Annotated in this window: 16 protein-coding genes; 10 read left to right on the top strand and 6 right to left on the bottom strand. The window is 60.2% G+C overall.

Annotation, left to right across the window (positions count from 1 at the left end; translation table 11 throughout):
* Positions 1-34: 34 nt before the first annotated feature.
* The 5 genes from AB1E34_RS06235 to AB1E34_RS06215 all read right to left on the bottom strand — a co-directional run bounded on the left by AB1E34_RS06235 (position 35) and on the right by AB1E34_RS06215 (position 5,153).
* Positions 35-1,333 carry a flagellar hook protein FlgE gene (locus AB1E34_RS06235; protein ID WP_372571473.1) on the bottom strand — a complete coding sequence of 433 codons (1,299 nt, stop codon included), beginning with the start codon at positions 1,331-1,333 and terminating at the stop codon, positions 35-37.
* A gap of 88 nt (positions 1,334-1,421) precedes the next feature.
* Positions 1,422-2,270, bottom strand: a complete 849-nt coding sequence (locus AB1E34_RS06230; protein WP_372571472.1) for a flagellar motor protein MotB — start codon at positions 2,268-2,270, stop codon at positions 1,422-1,424.
* Positions 2,271-2,368: 98 nt separating this feature from the next.
* Entirely contained in the window at positions 2,369-3,058 is a 690-nt protein-coding gene (locus tag AB1E34_RS06225) for a DNA-3-methyladenine glycosylase I (RefSeq protein WP_372571471.1), read from the bottom strand.
* A 267-nt stretch (positions 3,059-3,325) separates the two neighbouring features.
* Entirely contained in the window at positions 3,326-4,432 is a 1,107-nt protein-coding gene (locus AB1E34_RS06220) for a Gfo/Idh/MocA family protein (protein WP_372571470.1), read from the bottom strand.
* Positions 4,433-4,442: 10 nt separating this feature from the next.
* The gene (locus AB1E34_RS06215) at positions 4,443-5,153 is read right to left on the bottom strand and encodes a GntR family transcriptional regulator (protein WP_372571469.1); all 711 of its coding nucleotides are present in this window, start codon (positions 5,151-5,153) and stop codon (positions 4,443-4,445) included.
* Positions 5,154-5,256: 103 nt separating this feature from the next.
* Between AB1E34_RS06215 and AB1E34_RS06210 the strand changes: the two genes are divergently transcribed.
* Genes AB1E34_RS06210 through AB1E34_RS06185 form a run of 6 tightly spaced genes read left to right on the top strand, consistent with a single transcriptional unit; the run spans position 5,257 to position 11,023 of the window.
* Complete coding sequence (locus AB1E34_RS06210) at positions 5,257-6,411, top strand: LLM class flavin-dependent oxidoreductase (RefSeq protein ID WP_372571468.1); 1,155 nt, start codon at positions 5,257-5,259, stop codon at positions 6,409-6,411.
* Entirely contained in the window at positions 6,411-7,301 is an 891-nt protein-coding gene (locus AB1E34_RS06205; RefSeq protein ID WP_372571467.1) for an aldo/keto reductase, read from the top strand. Before AB1E34_RS06210 ends, AB1E34_RS06205 begins: the two co-directional genes overlap by 1 nt.
* On the top strand, positions 7,301-7,816 hold the full coding sequence (locus tag AB1E34_RS06200) for a flavin reductase family protein (protein WP_372571466.1): 516 nt from the start codon (positions 7,301-7,303) through the stop codon (positions 7,814-7,816). Before AB1E34_RS06205 ends, AB1E34_RS06200 begins: the two co-directional genes overlap by 1 nt.
* 51 nt (positions 7,817-7,867) lie before the next feature.
* Positions 7,868-8,458: a TRAP transporter small permease gene (locus tag AB1E34_RS06195; protein ID WP_372571465.1), complete on the top strand. Its 591-nt coding sequence runs from the start codon at positions 7,868-7,870 to the stop codon at positions 8,456-8,458.
* Entirely contained in the window at positions 8,459-9,934 is a 1,476-nt protein-coding gene (locus AB1E34_RS06190; RefSeq protein ID WP_372571464.1) for a TRAP transporter large permease, read from the top strand.
* Between the two features lie 24 nt (positions 9,935-9,958).
* Positions 9,959-11,023: a TRAP transporter substrate-binding protein gene (locus AB1E34_RS06185; RefSeq protein WP_372571463.1), complete on the top strand. Its 1,065-nt coding sequence runs from the start codon at positions 9,959-9,961 to the stop codon at positions 11,021-11,023.
* Positions 11,024-11,121: 98 nt separating this feature from the next.
* Here the strand turns inward: AB1E34_RS06185 and AB1E34_RS06180 are convergent, their stop codons facing one another.
* A complete protein-coding gene (locus AB1E34_RS06180) occupies positions 11,122-11,589 on the bottom strand; it encodes a tetratricopeptide repeat protein (protein ID WP_372571462.1) in 468 nt (155 codons plus the stop codon).
* Positions 11,590-11,607: 18 nt separating this feature from the next.
* Between AB1E34_RS06180 and AB1E34_RS06175 the strand changes: the two genes are divergently transcribed.
* From AB1E34_RS06175 to AB1E34_RS06160, 4 genes are all read left to right on the top strand, one after another.
* A complete protein-coding gene (locus tag AB1E34_RS06175) occupies positions 11,608-12,876 on the top strand; it encodes a cytochrome-c peroxidase (RefSeq protein ID WP_372571461.1) in 1,269 nt (422 codons plus the stop codon).
* Between the two features lie 169 nt (positions 12,877-13,045).
* Positions 13,046-14,632 carry a peptide ABC transporter substrate-binding protein gene (locus AB1E34_RS06170; protein WP_372571460.1) on the top strand — a complete coding sequence of 529 codons (1,587 nt, stop codon included), beginning with the start codon at positions 13,046-13,048 and terminating at the stop codon, positions 14,630-14,632.
* A gap of 64 nt (positions 14,633-14,696) precedes the next feature.
* A complete protein-coding gene (gene oppB / locus AB1E34_RS06165; protein WP_372571459.1) occupies positions 14,697-15,614 on the top strand; it encodes an oligopeptide ABC transporter permease OppB in 918 nt (305 codons plus the stop codon).
* Positions 15,607-16,737, top strand: coding sequence for an ABC transporter permease subunit (locus AB1E34_RS06160; RefSeq protein ID WP_372571458.1), 1,131 nt, complete (start codon positions 15,607-15,609; stop codon positions 16,735-16,737). The genes oppB and AB1E34_RS06160 overlap by 8 nt, the downstream gene beginning before the upstream one ends.

Raw genomic sequence — 16,737 nt, 5'->3', positions numbered from 1 at the left:
CCGCCCTCCTTCCACGGCCCTAACGGGCACCATGTCAGCGTTTGATATTGGTGGTTTCCTGCAGCATCTCGTCAACGGTCTGGATCACTTTGGCGCTGGTCGAATAGGCGCGCTGCGTCTGAATCATTGCGGTCAGTTCGGTTGCGATATCGGTCTTGGATTCCTCACGCGCAAAGGACACCATGTCGCCGGTCGGCCCGTCACCCGCATCCCACAGGAAATAGGTGCCGCTTTCGCGCGATGGTGCATAGGTCTGCTGGTCGAGTGAGAACATGCCATTGGGATTGGGCAGATCCACCAGGGGAACCTGGTAGACGCGCTGCGAGACGCCGGAATCGAAGAACGCGTAGACATAGCCGTTTTCGTCGATCTCTACCCGGGTCATGGTGCCCACCGCCGACCCGTCCTTGGTGGTGGATACCGGCGCAAACGTGTCAGAAAGCTGCGAGATGCCGTCCGTGTCGCCCAGCAGGCCGATATTGATCTCCATCGGGCCGCCCGCAACGTTGACCACAAGGCTGCCCGTTGCGGGGTCATAGGCCCCGCCGGATACGGTTGTCACGCTTGCCAGTGTGCCGCCGGTTGTTCGAGCGTCGTTGAAGGTCAACGTGTATTCACCGATCACCGCCCCGCCGGAACCTGTGTCGCGCAATGTCATGGTCCATTCGTTGCTGGCACCGGTCGCGGGCACGGTTGGAACCAATTCGATCTGCACGTTCTCCGATTTGCCCAGGTTGTCGAAATACTCGACCGAGAGGGGCTGGGAATCACCAGGCGCGCCGGCCTCAGTCGCGGTGGCGGGCAGGTTCATGCGCAGGCTCATCCGGGTTGTCGGAGACCCCGAGACCTGGTTCACGCCCATCTGAATCGGCTGCAAGCCTTCGGACGTATCGCGCGGATAAGACGGCATCGAGCCATCCGCAGCGGCGGGCCAGCCCAGCAGAACCAGACCCGATTCGGTCACCAGATACCCTTGCTCATCGGTTCGGAACGACCCGGTCGTGGTCAGCAGCATCTGCGACGAGCTGGCATCTGAAATCTCTGAGGTGCGCCGCACCGGCAACATGCCGCGCCCCCGGATGGCGAGGTCGGTGGCATTGCTAGTCGACACGATCGAGCCGCCCTGATCGATCAGGCGCCGGTTGGTCGTGCGCACGCCGCCCGCGGAGTAATTCCCGCCCGAGGACGAGGTGACCATCGAATGAAAATCCGTTTCAACCCGCTTGTACCCGAAGGTCGAGGCGTTTGCGATATTGTCCGAAATGGTTGCCAGTCGATTGGCATTGGCTGACAGCGCAGCCACGCCTGCGTTCAGCGAAGAGGAAATGGACATCTGAGCCCCTTTTGTTGCTTTGGTCATTCGGCCTGATGCCACAGCTACGCGCTGAGGTTTAACAGCGCGCTAACAAGTAAAATGCGAGCTATTCCGGCGGCTGATCGCGCAGCAACGTGATCTCGACACGGTTGTTGCGGGCGGCCATCGGGTTCTTGTCCTGCAGCTTGCGATCGGCATGCCCGGTCACGCGCTGAATGCGCGCCGGGTCCAGCCCGGACTGTCCCAGAAGTGTCTTCGCCGTTTTGGCCCGCCCCATCGACAGGTCCCAGACCGGGCTGCGCGCCAATACAACCGGTCGCGCCTGCACATGAGCGGCGATTGCGACATCGTTGGTGACATTTGCCGTGGCTTTCGCGACAAGCGCTGTCAATTCCCGCAGCGTCGCCGTCGGCCTGTCGGAATGCTGATCAAAGAGCGGCACCTGATCGGTTGCCGAAAGCTCGATGATCAAGCCTTCGTCGGTGACCCGCGTGACGATATGTTTCAGCAAACGGTCAGAGACCTGGCTTTCGCCGCTGCGCCCCTGAAGCATGTTCTGTACATCGCTGAACGCCTCTTCCGAGGCGGCCTCGTCCCCGTTTCGGTCAACGCCGGTTGCGCCCCGTGCCCGGCGCGACTCCGTCAGGTGCTGCTTTATCGCACCCCGCCCGTCCAGAACCACGGCATCATCCGAGAATACGTTCTCGCCCCCGAATGCCCCATCGCCACCGCCTGAGACGGGGCTGAGCGGGATCGATGGCGAAAAGTAATCCGCCAGGCCCTTACGTTGCTTTTCCGTCGTTGCGTTCAGCAGCCACATCAACATGAAGAACGCCATCATGGCCGTCACGAAATCGGCATATGCCACCTTCCATGCGCCACCGTGATGGCCACCGCCACCAACGACTTTCTTCCGTTTGATGATGACTGGTGCCGCATTTGATTGCGCACCCATCTCCACCACCTCTTATCACCCGTCTCCGTGGTAACGAAGCAGTTGTTAAAAGGGGGCTAACAGATAAAATTGTCGGAGCATTCCCGATCGCGCTGAGGTCAGACGCTATAGGCCAGAACCTGACTGATCTGCGTGAGCCCGCGCCCGGATTGCTCTGCCCAGCTGTTGAATGCGGCCTGAGTCGCGGCCATATCGCGCTTGCTGGTCGGTGGCTTGTCGACCACATCCTCGGCGACGAGGCGGGCGCTGACATCCGGGGACAGGATGAACCCGTCCTTGCCCATATTGCGCAGCATCCGCTGGCCGGTTGTGCCGCCCAGCCGCGCACCGGATTTCGAAAGAAGCTGCAAAAGCCCGATATGATCGGCGCCGGGCCACTCGGCAAAAAAGGCCGCTGCAGAGCCGTGTTTTGCGGCCAGATCCAGTACGAAGCGGGCATTGGCGATCACCGCTGCAATCTTTGCTCCGTTGCGCACGATGTCCCGATCGCTCAGCAGTCGGTCGATATCGTCATCATGATAGAAGCCGACCCGGGCGGGATCGAAACCATGAAACGCAGCTTCGAAGCTCGGCCATTTCGCGTTGATGACCTTCCAATTGAAACCGGCCTGAAACAGACAGCGCGCCATTTCCGACAGCCACCGGTCATCGGGGATCGCGCGGAGTGCCGCCCTGGAGCGCGGAGTGCTCAGCAACGCCTCCAGCGCGTCGGCACCGCCTTTTCGGCGAGCGGCGATATCGTAGATCTCATCGAAGTGCCGCATCTCGCCGCCTTTCTTGGATTTCACGTCATTTTTCCGGCAGGACGGTTTTATGTAAACCCTCGCCGGGTAATCGCGCCGCGAGTTCGACCCGAGTGGGAAATCTTTCAGGCGCGCGGGAACGTTTCTGGACTTTGGCGGTGCTCTGGTAGCCCCTGTGGTCCCGTCGGGTCGAAAACTGCGGCTTGCTCTGGCCTGTGCATCGGCGACACAGACCGGGGTTTTGTTTCTGGATGATCCGTTGCAAGGCCGTAATCCTGGCTCGGGTGGCGGTTTGCTTGGCCTATTCGCAGCTCAAGAAACAGGCTCTAACAAGACGGATTCGCCGCTTGCTGCGGATTGCTGCGCCGCCAGCCCCATTCGGACGGCCATCCAGCCATCCATCAGCGAGACATCCGGTGCGTCGCGTTCGCCGCGCAGAAGCTGCAGGAAGGCCTGATGCTGATAAAAGGTCGATCCGTTGTGATCACCTGCCTCCAGCAGGTTCCCGTCGACCGGGATATCAGTAGTTATTGGGCCCTTGGGTGCGCGTGGGCTGACGATCAGTTTCGGCGTGGGGGGATCGCCCAGATGCGTGGGCCAGAAGCGGCCTGGTCCGGGCACCAGCGCCTCAATCTTGCCGGTGGGGCCGATGGCGGAAATCTCTTCCTGATAGGTCGCGCCCTCAGCAAACATGCACAGTTCCAGCATTGCGCGCGCGCCATTGTCGAAATCGATGATCACATACCCGTTGTCGAGAATATCAGGCGCCTCGCCGTCATAGCGCTCGTCCAGATGATTGACCGACTGCGCGGCCGAAGCCATGACGCGGACCGGTTCGGCCCCCAACGCCAGCCGCATCAGGTCGAAGAAGTGGCAGCACTTCTCAACAAATGTCCCGCCACTGTTACGGTTGAAGCGGTTCCAGTGGCCGACCTTCTCAAGAAACGGAAACCGGTGTTCGCGCAGCGTCAGCATTTTGATGCCGCCAGTCGCTGAGCCGGCCTGTTCCAGAAATGCCGCAATGGGTGGCATGTAGCGATACTCCATCGCCACCCAGATCGGGGCCGGATAGCTGTCGCGCAGCGCCATCATCGCTTCGGCATCTGCCGGATCAGTAAATAGCGGCTTTTCGATCAACAAGGGCAGGGCGCGCGTTTCCGCGATCTGCAGGACTTGTTCGACATGGCAGTGATTGGGGCTGACGATCAGCAGGCAATCCAGATCGGGCAAAGCAAGCAACGCGTCGAGCGAGGGCACAAGCAGCGCCTCGGGCGCGATCCGGCCAGCGATCTCAGCCATCCCGGCATCGGGTTCATAGATCGCGCGGGCGCGTGCGCCGTCAAGCAACGCGATATTTTTCAGGTGTTCCTGCCCCATCATGCCGCAGCCGATGATCCCGTAATTGATCTGTCGGGTCACGCCCCTCTCCTTATCTGAGCCGTTGGACATAAAGCGCGCGGTCCGGATCAAACCATGTGCGCGAGAACTCGACCGGCTGGGGCGTATCCGCCCAACTGAGTCGTTCGATGTACCCAATGGTCGTCCCGCCGGGTTTTGTAAACTGCTCGGGCGCCCAATCCGGCACCGTCCCGACCGAGACCCGGTCTTCGGCGCGCCGGATCCAGAAGCCAAGCTGATTCTGGTAGTAGTGATAGAGCGAATCGGACAGGTTCTTGCGTCGGATCGCCCCGGCAGAGGCATCGAGCCAGATCTCTTCCACTGCGATCACGATGTCATTGAGATAGCGCAGCCGACGCACCCGCGAACCCCTGTCCGAAGTGCCAAAGCCCGGCAGATCGTCGGGTTTTGGTAGCAGATCGACCGATAGCACATCTGCGCGGGGCAATCCGCCACCCTCGGGCAGTTCCAGCCGGAACATCGCATAGACGCTTTTGGTTTCCGCCCCGCTGCGCACGTAATTGCCCGAGCCCTGTACCCGTTCCAGCAACCCGCGTTCGGTCAACTGATGCAGGGCTTTACGCAGGGTTCCAACCGAGGTGTGCAACTGCTCGGCCATCTCGCGCTCGGGCGGCAGGCGCTCTCCGTCGATCAAGCGGCCCGCCGCGATATCGCGGGTCAGCAGCTCGGCAATCTGCACATAGAGCGGCAGTGCATTCGGGCTTGGGCCGGGCTGTGTCACGGGTTGCGGCGTCCTGTCGCGGAAAAAATTGATACACTATTGATCTACATCAAAGCGCCTGCTACGCAAGACAAAACGCGCGCCCTTTGCGGAGAAAACCAACATGACCATTGTGCCCATCACATCTCCTGATCTGGATGCTGCCGAGGTGTCGTGGTTTTCGGCGCTGTGTTCGGATGATTATCAGTTTCTGGGGCGCCCCGATGGTGCCTTGCGGTCCAGCTGGGAACACTGCTCGGACATCGTGAAAGAGGCCGAGGCGCAAGGGTTTCGCAATATCCTCTGCCCGTCATCCTATCAGGTTGGGCAGGACACATTGTCCTTTGTGGCGGGCTGCGCGCCGATCACCGATCGCATCAACCTGCTGGCCGCCGTGCGCTGTGGCGAGATGCAGCCGATCATGCTGGCCCGCACCATCGCGACACTCGATCACATGCTGAAGGGGCGTCTGACGGTCAATATCATCAGTTCCGATTTTCCCGGCGAAAAGGCCGAAAGCAATTACCGCTACCAGCGTTCGCGCGAAGTGGTCGAAATCCTGAAACAGGCCTGGACGCAGGAAGAGATCAACTATGAGGGCGAAGTTTACAATTTCTCGGGTCTCACCACCGATCCGGTCAAACCCTATCAGACCGGCGGGCCGCTGCTCTATTTCGGCGGCTATTCCCCGGCGGCGTTGGAGCTGTGCGGGCAGCATTGCGATGTCTACCTGATGTGGCCCGAGACCAAGGACGCACTGGAGGGCCGGATGCAGGCGGTCAACGAGGTGGCGCAGCGCTATGACCGGACGCTGGATTACGGTCTGCGTGTCCACATGATCGTGCGCGATACCGAGGCCGAGGCGCGCGAATATGCCGAATATATAGTCTCTAAATTGGACGATGAGTACGGTCGGCTGATCCGGGAACGGGCGCTTGATTCCACCTCTCTGGGTGTGTCGCATCAGGCGCGGGCACGGGAACTGGCCGATCAGTTCGGCTATACCGAGGATCACCTATGGACCGGCGTGGGCCGGGCCCGGTCGGGCTGCGGCGCGGCATTGGTCGGGTCGACCGATCAGGTCATGTCCAAGATCGAAGAGTACCAGAAGATGGGCATCCGCGCCTTTATCTTCTCGGGCTACCCGCATATCGACGAGGCCCGCCATTTCGGCAGTCGCGTCTTGCCGAATCTGAAAACCTGTTCGCTGCCCGAGGCTTATGGCCGGGTGCCTGCGAACACGCCTGCAACGCCGCTGGGCAACGGAGTACGCCGCTGATGGATCGCGTCAAACTGGGCACTGAACTGGAGCTGAGCCGCATCGTCTATGGCATGTGGCGGCTGGCCGATGGTGCTGACACCTCGCCGCAGCATGTGATCGCCAAGATCAATGCCTGTCTGGATCAGGGGATCACCTCGTTCGATCAGGCCGATATCTATGGCGACTATGGCGCCGAAGAGGTGCTGGGCAATGCGCTGAAATCCGATCCCGCCCTGCGCAACCGGATGGAGATCGTAACCAAATGCGGGATCGTTGCGCCTTGCGGGCGGTACTCGGACGCCAAGGTCAAATACTACGATACCTCGCGCGCCCATATCGAGGCGTCCGTCGATCACTCGCTGCGGCTGATGGCGATCGATCATATTGATCTGCTGCTGATCCACCGGCCCGATCCGTTCATGGATCACCATGAGGCCGGCGCGGCGCTGGATGCGGTTGTGGACTCGGGCAAGGTGCGCAGCGTTGGCGTGTCGAATTTCCGTCCCTGGGACTGGTCGCTGCTTCAATCGGCGATGAAGACGCCGCTGATCACAAATCAGATCGAGATATCCCTTTCCGAAATAACACCTTTCTCGAACGGCGATCTGGCTTATCATCAGCAGCACGGCCATCCTCTGATGGCCTGGTCCCCACTGGGAGGGGGTGCGCTGATGACCGGACAAAGCAAAGCCGCGCAGATCGCAGACGAGATCGCTGCCGAGGCGGGCGTGGACCGGTCTGCGGTGGCCGTGGCGTTTCTGCTGGCCCATCCTGCGGGCATCCTGCCGGTGATGGGCACCAACAAACTGGATCGGATTGCCCGTATCTCGGACGCGCTCAAGGTCACGCTCGACCGGGAAAGCTGGTTCCGCCTCTATGAGGCCGCTCTGGGCAAGGAGGTGCCGTGATGAACGCCTTCTCTCCAAAGACCCCGGTGGTGTTTGAACCCGACACCGCCAACCCGCGGCAATTGCGCGACGCGTTTGCGAAATTCGCCACGGGCGTGACGGTGGTGACCTGCGCCGGTGACAACGGGCCGCTTTGCATCACCGCCAACAGTTTCTCATCGCTGTCACTGGACCCGCCACTGGTGATGTGGGCGCCCAGCAAGGGCTCTCGTCGGTTTCCACTGTTCCGCGATGCAGAGCAATTTGCGATTCACGTCTTGGCGTCGGATCAGAGTGAGCTGTGCTGGGCCTGCTCGCAGGATGCGACGGCGCTGAATGATTTTGATTATCTCGAAAACGAAGCCGGTGTTCCGCTGATCCCCGGCTGTCTGGCGCGGTTCGTCTGCCGTCATGTAGCGTGCCACGAGGCGGGCGATCACGTGATCATAGTAGGAGAAGTAGACCAGGTCGAAATGTCCGAAGGGGACGCATTGGCCTTTTTTGCCGGCAAGTTCGGCCAATTCGCGCAGCAATAAGCGCAGCAAGCCCTGTCGAACCCGGCAGGCACCAAAGGGAGGGCGATCCGCATGGGCGGATTATTGTCGGTGCTTGCACCGATTGGCTTCGTGAACGAATTCGCATTGCGGATCGGTCGTGCCATTGGCGTTGTCGCGATTGCCGCGATGGTGCTTGCGATCCTGATTCAGGTGTTTTTCCGATATGTTCTGAACAACGCGCTGCCCTGGCCGGATGAGGCCGCTCGGTTCTGCATGTTGTGGATGACCGGCCTGATGGCGCCCACAGCGTTCCGGCGCGGCGGCTTTGTCGCCATCGATATGTTTGGTCGCGCGCTGCCCAGCATTCCGGGGCAGATCCTCAGCCTGTTTCTGCTGATCGTCTCTTTGCTGGTGCTGGTTGTTGCGATCGGGATCGGATGGGGTGAAGTCACCGGGTTCGGGGGCAAGTTCACCACCGCGTCGCTCTACCTGCCGGTCTCGATTTCCTTTGACGACTGGTACCGGATACCGCGCAGCTGGATGATGGCCTCGTTGCTGGTCGGTGTGATCCTGCTGACCTCGGTCAATATCGAGCTGATCCTGCGAGGTCTTGTGACGCTGATGGGGGGCGGAGACCGTTTGCGCCCCATCGATGATGTCGAAATGCTGGGGAGTGAATAGATGCTGATCTGGTTCCTGCCCGCCTTTCTGTTCTTTCTGCTGATCGGGCTGCCCGTCTTTTTCGGGCTGCTTGCAGCGCCGGGTTTGCTGTTGTGGCTCAGCGGGCAGGAAAAGGACATCACGCTGCTCTATCGCAACGTCTATAATGGCATGGACAGCTTTCCGCTGATGGCGATCCCGTTCTTCATGCTGGCGGGTGAGATGATGAACCGGGGCGGCATCACCATCCGGCTTGTCGAGTTCAGCCAGGCCCTAATGGGGCATCTGCGTGGCGGGTTGGCGCAGGTCAATATCCTCAGCTCGATCCTGTTTGCCGGGCTTTCGGGCTCGGCGGTGGCCGATACCTCGGCGCTGGGCTCAATGCTGATCCCGGCGATGGAGAAAGAGGGCTATAGCCGCAAATTCGCCGCCGCAATCACAGCCGCCAGTTCGGTGATCGGCCCGATCATCCCGCCCTCGGGGATCATGATCATCTATGCCTATGTGATGGGCGAAAGCGTCGCGGCGCTGTTTCTGGCCGGGATTGTGCCGGGTATTCTGGTTGGTGTCGGGCTGATGGTGATGGTCCGGCTGATGGCCGACAAGTATGAACTGCCGCCGGCGCATCGGGTGGTGTTGACCGGTACCAAGCTTGGCAAAACCGAAACCTGGGTATCCTTCCTGCTGGTGCGGTTGAATCTGGGGCTGCTGCTATGGTCCTTCATGCCGGTGGGCGCTGAGGCGAGCGGTGCGATCCAATGGGGCCTGCTGATCGGTGCGCTGCTGATTGCTCATGGCATCTTCCTTGGGCTGCGCCGTGTGGTCAGCCATGATTTCCGCATGGTCTGCAAACGCGCCATGGTGCCGCTGCAAACACCGATCCTGATCCTGGGCGGCATTCTGGCCGGTGTCTTTACGCCGACCGAGGCCGCCGCCGTTGCCGTGGCTTATGCGGTCTTTGTGGGGTTCTTCATCCTGCGCAGCCTCAGCCTGCGCGACATGCCGCAGATCCTGACCAATGCCGGGATCACCTCGGCCGTGGTGCTGCTGCTGGTGGGCGCGGCGATGGCCTTCAAAACCGTGGTCAGCCTCAGCCATGCGCCCGAGCAACTGGCGGGGTTCATCCTTAATCTCAGTGAGAACCCGCTGATCCTGCTGTTCCTGATCAACCTGCTTTTGTTCATCGTGGGCATGTTTCTGGATGCCGGACCCGCGATCATCATCCTTGGGCCGATCCTTGGCCCGATCTTTACCGATCTGGGCGTCGACTCGATCCACTTCGCCATTATCATGAGCGTCAACCTGACCGTTGGCCTGGCCACGCCACCGATGGGGCTGGTCTTATTCGTGGCGGCGGCGGTGTCAAAAGAGAGGGTTGAGACTATCGCAAAGGCCATTCTGCCATTTCTCGCCGTGGAAATTCTGGTGATTTTCCTGATCACCTATGTCCCGGCCATATCAATGACGATCCCGAGACTGACCGGGTTCGCACAATGAGTATCTGAACAGGGAGGAAACGCTGTGCTCAAAACTGCCTTAAAATCGGTGGCCGTGGCGGCCATACTGGCTGGCTCTGCCATAACAGCGTCAGCGGCGGACTTTACGCTGCGGGCGACCGCCAACTCGAACGAAAATGACGAGGACTATGACGGTCTGGTCGTCTTCAAGAATTATGTCGAGGCCGCCTCGAACGGTGCGATCGAGGTCGAGCTGTTCATCGGTACGCAGCTTTGTTCGAACGGTGCCGAATGCCTGCAGGGCGTGGCTGATGGCAATGTGGATATCTATATCTCCACCTCGGGCGGCTCCTCGGGGATCTTTCCCTTCGTGCAGGTTCTGGATCTGCCTTACCTGATGGCTGATGACCGGGTGGCCGAGGCGGTGCTGGCCAGCGACAGCGACTTCATGCAGTCCATGAAGCAGATGGTCTCGGATGGCTCGGGCGGCGCCATACGCCTGATGACCATCGGCAACACTGGCGGCTGGCGCAACTTTGCCAATACCCAGAAACGTATTCAGGGACCTGCCGATATGGAAGGTCTGAAGATCCGCACTGTGGTGGCGGACCTGCCGCAGGTTCTGGTGGAAGCACTTGGCGCATCGCCGACCCCGATCCCATGGCCGGAACTGTTCACCAGCTTTCAGACCGGCGTTGTAGAAGGCTCTAAAAACGGCATTACCGACATCATGAACATGAAGTTCCCCGATGCCGGGCTGCAATATGTCACGCTGGACGGGCATGCTTATATGGGCGCGCTGTGGTTCATGAACAACGAGAAGTTCATGTCGCTGCCGCCGGAACTGCGCACTGTTGTGGTCGATGGATTTTATCAGCTTCAGCAGGCGACTTTTGCTTCGCCCAAGCGCAAATCCATTCAGGCCTATGAGGATTTCGTAGCCGGTGGCGGTGACCTCTATGTGCCGACGCCTGATGAAAAGGCGGCATTCAAAGAGGCGGCAACACCGGTTTACGAGTGGTTCACGAGCAATGTGGATGGCGGCCAGCAGGCCTATGATGCGCTTGTGGGCTCCGTGGCCCAGGCCGAAGAGCGGATCAATGCCAGCCGTGCGGCGGATACGCAGTGACCTGACAGCGGGCCGGGCGGTTCAGGCCGCCCGTCTCGCCTTTTGATCACGCACTTTCAAGGAGCGCAAAACTGGCCTCCACTTTTGCGCGCCGTGCTTTAGCGAAACGGGTACATCCAGGGTTGATAATCGTCGATCAGTTCCTGCGCCTTGGCGATCTCTTCCGGCGTCATCTTCTTGACGACTTCTTCCAGGCTGATCGCCGCATCGGGGTCACCGCCAATCGCCGAGAGTGCATACCACAAATAGGCGCGGGTCAGGTCGGGCGCGGGCAGCCCTCGGCCGACCTCGTAATACCACCCGATTCCCGATTGCGCGCCGGGATGCCCCTTCATCGAGGCGCGCAGATACCAGTCGAAGGCCCGCATGTCGTCCCGCTCGACGCCCAGACCCATGGCATACATCACGCCGATCAATTCCTCGGCGTCCGCGTTGCCGGATCGCGCGGCTGGCCAAAGCGCCTCATAGGCCGCTTCGAAGTGTCCCGCTTCCATCAGATCGCGCGCCTCTTCGATATCACCAAGGGCGGGTTGTGCCAGGAACAAAAGAAACAGCAGGCGATACATGGCTTAATCTTCCTCGTCTTGTCATTGCCCGTCACGGCAGAGCCGCTGCCGCGCCCGCTGAGCGATGCGGATTTCATTCAGGCCGACCCGAAACAGGCAGCGCTGGGTCACCAACTCTTTTACGATCCGATCCTGTCGGGCAACCGGAATATCACCTGCGCCCATTGCCACCACCCCGATTTCGGCACCTCCGACGGGTTGTCTTTGGGCATCGGCGAGGGCGGTGTCGGGCTGGGCACTGAACGGCATGCGGGGACGGGCGACAGCCGGATCAAGAAACGCATCCCGCGCAACGCGCCGGGCTTGTGGAATCTGGGTGCGCGCGATCTGCACACGTTTTTCCATGATGGCCGGTTGAGCAAGTCGGACCAGTTCGGCAACGGCTTCGACTCGCCCGCCGAAGAGTGGCTGCCACAGGGTTTGACCTCGCTTCTGGCTGCGCAGGCGCTGTTTCCACTGGTGGCGCAATTCGAGATGGCGGGCAATCCTGCGGAGAACGAGATCATCGGCGCGGTGCATGATCGGATCGACGCGGCCTGGCCGATTCTGGCCAAGCGGGTGCGCACCGATCCGAAGTATGAACAGGGCTTTGTGATGGCGTTCGACCATATCGAAACGCCGGATCAAGTGACGATTGTTGAGATCGGCAATGCGCTGGCGGCTTTCATGGCAGTCGAGTGGCAGAGCATCGACAGCCCGTTTGATGCGTATCTGCGCGGCGATAAGACTGCGCTGACCACCCCGCAGAAACGCGGGATGGAACTGTTCTATGGCAAGGCGGAATGCGCCGCATGTCATTCCGGGCCGCTCTTGTCCGATCAGAAGTTTCACGCACTTGGCCTGCCGCCCTTTGGCCCCGGCAGAACCCGCCGCTTTGATCCATACGCGCGCGATGTCGGGCGGATGGGTGAAAGCGACCGGCTTGAGGATGCCTATCGGTTTCGCACGCCAATGCTGCGAAATGTGGCTCTAACAGGACCATATGGCCATAACGGAGCCTATCCCACGCTGGAAGGGATCATACGCCATCACCTGAACCCCGAGTGGGCGCTAGCTGAATGGACCCCCGAATTGGCGCAGCTGCCCGAGGCGGAATGGCTTACGGCCACCGATTTCGTGATCTGGCAAGACGGGCGCGAAATCCAGCGCCAGAGCTTGGCGCGAGATATCGAATCGCTGACCCTGAATGACGATGAAATCGCCGATCTGGTTGCGTTTATGCATGCCTTGACCGGGCGGAATGCGGATAAAACGCCTTTTGGCGTGCCTTCGAGTTTTGCGCCATGACAGGCTCATCATGACACAATCGTAAAGGTTGAAGCCAAGGCGCGACATTATTGTTCGTGTTAGAGATTGTTCGGGCCCAATGGGGCTGATTGTTTCCTGTCGGGGTTGTGTCGGCCCGAGACTCGGCAGTAGGAAAGGGGATGCGAAACGTTATCAGGGAGGGAGAACCATGATGACTCTATCGATCAAAACCACACTTCTATCCGCCACCATCCTCGCAGGTCTAACAAGCGCAGCAAGCGCGGCGACCTATATGCGGGGCAATTCGGGTAATCCCGAGACGCTGGACCAGCATAAGACATCGACCACCGTCGAGGCGCACATCCTGCGTGATCTCTACGAAGGTCTGGTCATCTACAACGAAAAGGCTGAGGTCGTGCCCGGCGTGGCCGAGGAATGGGAAGTGACCGATGACGGTCTCGTCTACACATTTAAGTTGCGTGAGGATGCGCAATGGTCGAATGGTGACCCGGTGACAGCGGGCGATTTCGTCTTTTCGCTGCGGCGGATCATGACGCCCGAGACCGGCGCGAAATATGCCAACATCCTCTACCCGATCCAGAACGCAGAGGCGATCAACAAGGGTGAGGTTGAACCGTCGGAATTGGGCGCTAAGGCGCTGGACGACAAGACGCTGGAAATCACGCTGGCGCAAGCCACCCCGTTCTTTATCGAACTGCTGACCCACCAGACTGGACTACCCCTGCATCCGGGCACGGTTGAGGCGCATGGCGCGGATTTCGTGCAGCCTGGCAATATGGTGTCGAACGGGGCCTATACGCTGAGCGAGAATATCCTCAACAACAAGGTCGTCCTGACCAAGAATCCCAATTTTCACGATGCCGCGAATGTCGCCATCGACCAAGTCAACTTTCTGCCATTCGAGGATCGGGCGACATGCGTGCGTGCTTGGGAAGCGGGTGAAGTACACAGCTGCGACGACCTGCCCGCCGAAGATCTGGAACGTCTCAAATCCGCACATGGCGATGCCACGCGCATCACGCCCTATCTGGGCACCTATTATTATGCGCTCAACCACGAGGACGAGGTTCTGGCCGATCCCGAAGTCCGTCAGGCCCTTTCCATGGCGATCGACCGCGAGTTTCTGGCGGATGAGATTTTCACCAACATGATCGCCGCCGAGAGCTTTGTGCCGCCTGGCATCGGCAACTATTCAGTCGGCTCGCCGGAGACCGAGTATTTTGGCATGTCAATGCTGGACCGCGAAGACAAGGCCGCCGAGATCCTGGCCGCCAAGGGCATCTCGCCCGACAGCCCGGTCACCATTGAGATCATGTATAACGCCTCGGAAAACCACAAGAACGTGGCCACCGCGATCGGCGATATGTGGGCCAATCTGGGCGTGAATGTAGAATACAATGTGCGCGACATCTCGGCTCACTACGCACATCTGCGCGACCGCGGCGATTTCGACGTGGCACGGGCTGGCTGGATCGGGGATTATTCCGACCCGCAGAACTTTCTGTTTATGGTCGAATCCGACAATGACGGGTTCAACTATGCCCGCTACAATAACCCCGAATATGACGGGTTGATGGATCAGGCCGCCGCTGAAACCGATCTGGACAAGCGCGCGGCCCTTCTGCAGCAGGCCGAAGGTCTGTTCATGCGCGATCTGCCGTTCATCCCCTTGCTTTACTACACGTCGATGAATCTGGTTTCGCCGAAACTGTCCGGTCATGAGAGCAATATTCAGGACGTACACCCGACGCGCTTCATCAGCCTGTCCGAGTAAACCCTGACCTGGGTGCCGGGGCCTGCGCTCCGGCATCAACCCATTCTACTCCTTTGGCAAATCCATGCTCAGCTATGCGTTAAGGCGGCTCCTTTCCGCCATACCGACCCTATTTATCATCGTCACCGCAGCGTTCTTCATGATGCGCCTTGCGCCTGGTGGCCCCTTCGATCAGGAGCGGACGCTTGAGGCCACGGTGATGGCCAACCTCAACGCCACGTTCGGCTTGGACAAGCCCTTGTGGCAGCAATACGGAATCTACCTGAGCAACCTGTTTCAGGGTGATATGGGCCCGTCCTTTATCTATCGCGACAAGCGGGTCCACGAGATTCTGGCCGAAGGGCTGCCGATCTCGGTACAGCTTGGGGCGACTGCTCTGATCCTGGCGCTGGTCCTTGGCTCGTTGCTGGGCTCTATCGCTGCGCTGCGCCAGAACACCAAGACCGATTTCGCGGTGATCGCGGTGGCGACCTTCGGCATCACGGTGCCGAACTTTGTGGTTGCGCCGGTTCTGTCGCTGGTCTTTGCGGTGATCCTGAGCTGGTTGCCCGCGCAGGGCTGGGGCCAGTGGAACCAGATGATCCTGCCGGTGATCGCGCTGGCCCTGCCGCAGATCGCGGTGGTGACCCGGCTGATCCGTGGTTCGATGATCGAGGCGCTCCGGTCCGACCATGTGCGCACCGCGCGAGCCTATGGTCTGCCCACCCACATGGTGGTCGGCAAACACGCGCTGCGCGCCGCCATTCTGCCCGCGATCAGCTATCTCGGCCCCGCCGCTGCAGCGCTGCTGACAGGCTCTATCGTGGTGGAACAGGTGTTCAACCTGCCAGGCATCGGGCGCTATTTCGTGATCGGCGCGCTGAACCGCGACTACACGCTGGTGATGGGCACGGTGGTGATCGTTGCCGTCTTTGTTGTGGTCTTCAACCTGATCGTCGACCTTCTTTACGCCGTTCTCGATCCGAGGGTGCGCTATGACTGATATGACTGTTGATAACACGCCCGTTCAGGGCGAAAGCCGGTCGCTCTGGGCGACGGCGATGCTGCGGCTGCGGCGGAACAAGGCCGCGATGGCCTCGATCTTTGTGCTGATCATCCTGGCGCTGGCGGGGATTTTCGGGCCGATGGTGGCACCGCATTCCTATTCCAAGGTCTACCCGGAATTTGTGAAGGTGAAGCCCTCGCTCGAATCCTATCCGCAGGAAGAGCAGGTAATCCCGGCCGCCGAATCCGCGCTGCGCCGGGCGCGCGTCGATCTTGGCGCGATTGATGTCGAGGATGGCAAGGTCAGGATCGAGGTGTCCAGTGACAGCCGTGATATCGACCCACGCATTTCGCGCTATCTGGACCGCTCCAGTGTCTTTTCGGATGCCGAGATCACCATTGACCCCGCCGACCCCAAGAAAGGTGTGATCAAGGCCTCGGTGCAGCAGCTGTACTTCCTGATGGGCACCGACGCGAACGGGCGCGATCTGTTTTCGCGCATCCTGATCTCGCTGAGGATTTCGCTGATGATCGGCGCGCTGGCCACGGCTGTCGCACTGACGATCGGGGTGATCTATGGCGCGACTGCAGGGTTTATCGGCGGCAGGGTCGACAACGTGATGATGCGCTTTGTCGACGTGATGTATTCGTTGCCTTTCGTGTTCTTCGTGATCCTCTTGGTGGTGTTCTTTGGTCGCAACCTTGTGTTGATGTTCCTTGCCGTGGGTGCAGTGGAGTGGCTGGATATGGCGCGCATCACGCGCGGCCAGACCCTGTCGCTCCGCCGGCGTGAGTTCGTGCAGGCGGCCGAGGCGCTGGGCGTGTCAGGCAAATCCATCGTGCGCCGGCATATCATTCCGAACACCGCCGGGACGGTGATCATTTATATGACACTGTTGATCCCCAAGGTAATCCTGCTGGAAAGCTTCCTCAGCTTCCTGGGCCTTGGCGTGCAGGAACCGCTGACCTCGCTGGGTGTGCTGATCTCAGAAGGGGCCAAGAACATGCGCAACGCGCCGTTCATGCTGTTCTATCCGGCGGCGACAATGACAATCCTGCTTTTTGCTCTGAACTTCCTGGGCGATGGCCTGCGCGACGCGCTTGATCCGAAGGACCGCTGA

Origin of the sequence: Ruegeria jejuensis (assembly GCF_041537905.1) — a bacterium.
Classification (GTDB): domain Bacteria; phylum Pseudomonadota; class Alphaproteobacteria; order Rhodobacterales; family Rhodobacteraceae; genus Ruegeria_C.
This window is presented reverse-complemented; position numbering and strand designations above follow the sequence as displayed.